The sequence below is a fragment of the uncultured Legionella sp. genome (assembly GCF_937871865.1).
In the GTDB taxonomy this organism is placed as follows: Bacteria; Pseudomonadota; Gammaproteobacteria; order Legionellales; family Legionellaceae; genus Legionella.
This window is the reverse complement of the sequence record NZ_CALMPD010000273.1, coordinates 1-3,554: the sequence shown is the minus strand read 5'-3', so window position 1 is coordinate 3,554 and position 3,554 is coordinate 1. Positions and strand designations below refer to the sequence as shown.

Here is a 3,554-nt window from a genome sequence, read left to right as displayed (position 1 = left end):
TTGTACAGGTTGTTGATGCTGATAATTAAAGACAATTGTAATCCAGGCATTTAGCCACCTAGTTACTTTAAATCATACTTAATTGGAATAATATTAATGAAAAAAACATGGACTTTACTTTCTTTGACATTAGCACTGTATGGCGCAAATTCTTTTGGCGGGACTGCCGGAGAGGTTTTTGAAGAAAGGTCGCCCTGGACTGGCTTTTATGTTGGGGCAAATGCTGGATATTTATGGACTGCAAGCAATGAAGTACGTAATCTGAGTGTTCCTCAGTATGCCAATCGTGCTTTATCGCCAACTTCTGAGATAATGGCTGCTTCTCTCGGACGGCTTGGAACTCGTGATGTTTTCGTATCATCCGATAGTTTTATAGGCGGTGGGCAAATTGGTTATAATGCCTTAATTCTAGATTATCTTGTTATTAGCCTTGAGGCTGAGTTTGATGGAGTGGCTCAATCAGGTGGGACTACGGATTTTTCTGGTGTAGTTACTTCTCCGGGACTGGGGACACATGCCGCCAATATTGCAATTACTAAAAAGCTGGACTATCTTGGCTTTGTTAAAGGACGTCTGGGGGCTTTTCTGAATCCATCTGTATTGATTTATGGTGTGGGTGCATTTGCTTATGGTGGAGCAACCTTCAACACGTCGTATACCGTAAGCAATTCACAAGCAACTTTATTACCTATTGCTGATGGCTTTTCTACACATAATGTTTTAGGGGGATGGGGAGCTGGTGCAGGTGCTGAATGGGCGGTGACGCCATGTTGGAGCGTAAAAGCGGAATATATGTATTATGATCTGGGTTCTACACAGGGTTATTTGAGCCTGGCTCAAAATCTTGCTACGACTCCCGTTCTCAGTTTTGCCGCATCATCTGTTAAATCGAGTACTGACTTTACTGGAAATACAGTAAGAGTCGGAGTCAATTATCACTTTGGATAAGTTGCTGCATGAACAATGAAGAGCTCTAATCCAAATTTAATAGTCAGGCAACAGTACTTGGGCGAATGTTTCAAGTGCTGTTAATGTGCTCTACTTTATGTGGGTGTTGATTAACTCTTATTACTTAATTTCATTGCATATCGTTTGGCAATACTTATTGATAATACGGTGTTGAAGATGCCGTGGAGGGAGCACGGCATATGTAGACATATTTAGTTAAAATACGGTTTTAACGTGTACTGTACATCCAAATCGAGCATACCTGAATCAGGATTAATAGCACTGACTGTATCCCCCAGATAACCTATTCCCCAAAAGTAAAGATTATTGGTTCCAATCCCGCTTTCAGAAAGGTAAGGCATTAATGATTGGGTAAAGAAGTCTTTTCCTGAAGAGGTTTTCCAAGATGCTTCTCCTAATACAATTGGGAATCCTGCTTGATATAAGAAGCCCCAACTCCAGCTCAATCGTAAAGTACTTGCACTACCTGGCTCTGTTTCCCAGCCGGCAACTTCTTTAGGATAAACATGAGGAGAGAATACTAAATGCCCATTAGAACCTGCCTTGTCTTCGCCCATCAACCAGTCTACAGTATTAGGGTTTAAATCTGCGACTTGCCGATTTAATTGATTAATAAATTGTGTCGTATCAAACTGAGCTATTCCTTGTTTCGCTAATTCTTTATTGAGCAGTGGTTTAAAGTCTTCACCCCAATTTCCTTTAAAGGAGACAACTTCACGACTCTCACCGCAATTACCTGGATCAGTCCAGTGTGAATAGCCATCGGAGGAGGGGGGGACTGTATTTTTAGTAATACAAATTACAGGGGCATCTGCATCATCGTTTCCACCGCCTGAACCTTCTACAAATAATAGGAGTTCAGGATTAGCCTGGTGAATGGCTTTAGCTGCTGTTCCTATAACTTTGGTCCATGCTGCCTGATTATTCTTATTTTTAAACCAGTTCAGTTGGTATGGTTCATTAAATATATCTATGCCTATTACGTTATCAAGATCGCGTTGTTTTATTTCATTGGCCAATGCTGTGATGTCTGTTGCATATTGATTCATATCGTAAACAGTGCCGTCACGCTTATCATCTCCATATCCATAACGATGGTGCATATCAATCATGACGTTAATCTTATTTGCTTTCATTTCTTCAAGAACTATCCAGAATGCTTGCTTTGGGCTCACTGCTTTTTCACAAGCATCACCATTAGATTGCCAGGTTTTACAAAAAACACCATTTCCTCTTGACGGATTCTTTTTATCAGAAAGTGCTTTATTTATATCAACCTCCGATTGTTCATCATAGAGAACACCAGGCTGAATAGGTAGTCGAATTGTTTTGAATTGAACTGCAGTTTGTTTTGTTGCCCCAGAATCAGCAAAGTCCCCTGGGTGAGTTATTAAATCCATTAATCCAGTGCGAGTTGTATTGGGAGCGGTAGCTACGCTATAGAATGGATTATTTTGCAGACCTTGAAAAACGTTAGTATCTTGAAAACCAGACCAGGATAATCCATTAATATTAACTTTGTTTCCCTTTTTATCATAAATTTGACCTTGTTGAGTATAGTATGCGTTAGCATCGAGGGTTATTCCTAGAAGCAAACTTAGCCCAAGGTATTTTACAAATTTCATTTGTTTAATTCTCCCCATAGGAATATTCTGATTTAAATGATTGTGAAACTAAAAGTACATTATTTAATCATATGGGAGATTATTTGCATGGTTTTTGATTGGTTTTTACAAAAATATTACAAACTAAAGAGAGATAAAACAAAAAATAGCAGATTGAACGCACTTGATTATTGATATTTGGGCTTGGAACGATATGAAAACACCAGGAAATGAATTTACTTCTTATATAACATGCAAAAACAATCCTGGCGTCTAAAATTTAATGTTTATCTATAGCAACGTAAAGCACCCCAGGCATTACGCCAGCAACCTGGATGTGCAGGAGCTGGGGTTGAAAATGCACCAGGATGATTCAATACACAGGTTCCATTATAAATAGCTCTGTGATAACCATATCCGCATCCCTGAGCCGCATTGGCAACTGAAGAAAAACCTACCGCTAAAAATAATAAACCGACTATAGCACTTGTTCGCATTACGCCAGAAAAGCACATAGATTGTGTATTCATGGCATCCTCCTTGGTTTTTGTTGTTTTCCGCAAAGTAAGTATAGTGCTATATTTTTAAAATGTGTGTAAATTAAACGCAAATTATACTTTATAGTAGGGGCTGCGTTGCAAAAACGGAATCTTAATGTTGACTTAACAAACAAAGTTTATAATTTATCAATTTTCCTAAGTAGCATTTTAATTATGTACAATAAAAAAAATTTATTAAGTATGATTTTGAAAGCCTATAAAAAGGATAAATTATCGTCTTTACCTTCGGCAAAAAAACTTAATTTATCTTCAGAGTTAACGGTTTTTATGAAAATAAAATAACGGAATACAAAGATAAAAATCCTGTAAATAAAGCGGCAGAGACTTTAGTACATGAGGAAACTGGCGAGCCTGCCCCCAAAGACACTGCACCAGGCACAAAGGGGTATATTACCCCTCACACTTATTATACGCGCCATCG

General features: G+C 38.4%; 3 protein-coding genes. 1 reads left to right on the top strand and 2 read right to left on the bottom strand.

Annotated features, from left to right (window positions below; all coding sequences use genetic code 11):
- The first annotated feature begins 96 nt into the window (after positions 1–96).
- On the top strand, positions 97–948 hold the full coding sequence (locus Q0495_RS14715; protein WP_298627620.1) for an outer membrane beta-barrel protein: 852 nt from the start codon (positions 97–99) through the stop codon (positions 946–948).
- A 212-nt stretch (positions 949–1,160) separates the two neighbouring features.
- On the opposite strand, the gene Q0495_RS14710 is transcribed toward Q0495_RS14715, so the two are convergent.
- Both Q0495_RS14710 and Q0495_RS14705 read right to left on the bottom strand, forming a co-directional pair.
- Positions 1,161–2,594: a cellulase family glycosylhydrolase gene (locus tag Q0495_RS14710; RefSeq protein WP_298627619.1), complete on the bottom strand. Its 1,434-nt coding sequence runs from the start codon at positions 2,592–2,594 to the stop codon at positions 1,161–1,163.
- Positions 2,595–2,860: 266 nt separating this feature from the next.
- Positions 2,861–3,103, bottom strand: coding sequence for a hypothetical protein (locus Q0495_RS14705; RefSeq protein ID WP_298627618.1), 243 nt, complete (start codon positions 3,101–3,103; stop codon positions 2,861–2,863).
- Positions 3,104–3,554: the final 451 nt, after the last annotated feature.

What these genes read in the sequence shown, in the direction of transcription:
- Q0495_RS14705 (WP_298627618.1), bottom strand. Translation starts at nt 3,103, where the DNA reads ATGAATACACAATCTATGTGCTTTTCTGGCGTAATGCGAACAAGTGCT.
- Q0495_RS14710 (WP_298627619.1), bottom strand. Translation starts at nt 2,594, where the DNA reads ATGAAATTTGTAAAATACCTTGGGCTAAGTTTGCTTCTAGGAATAACC.
- Q0495_RS14715 (WP_298627620.1), top strand. Translation starts at nt 97, where the DNA reads ATGAAAAAAACATGGACTTTACTTTCTTTGACATTAGCACTGTATGGC.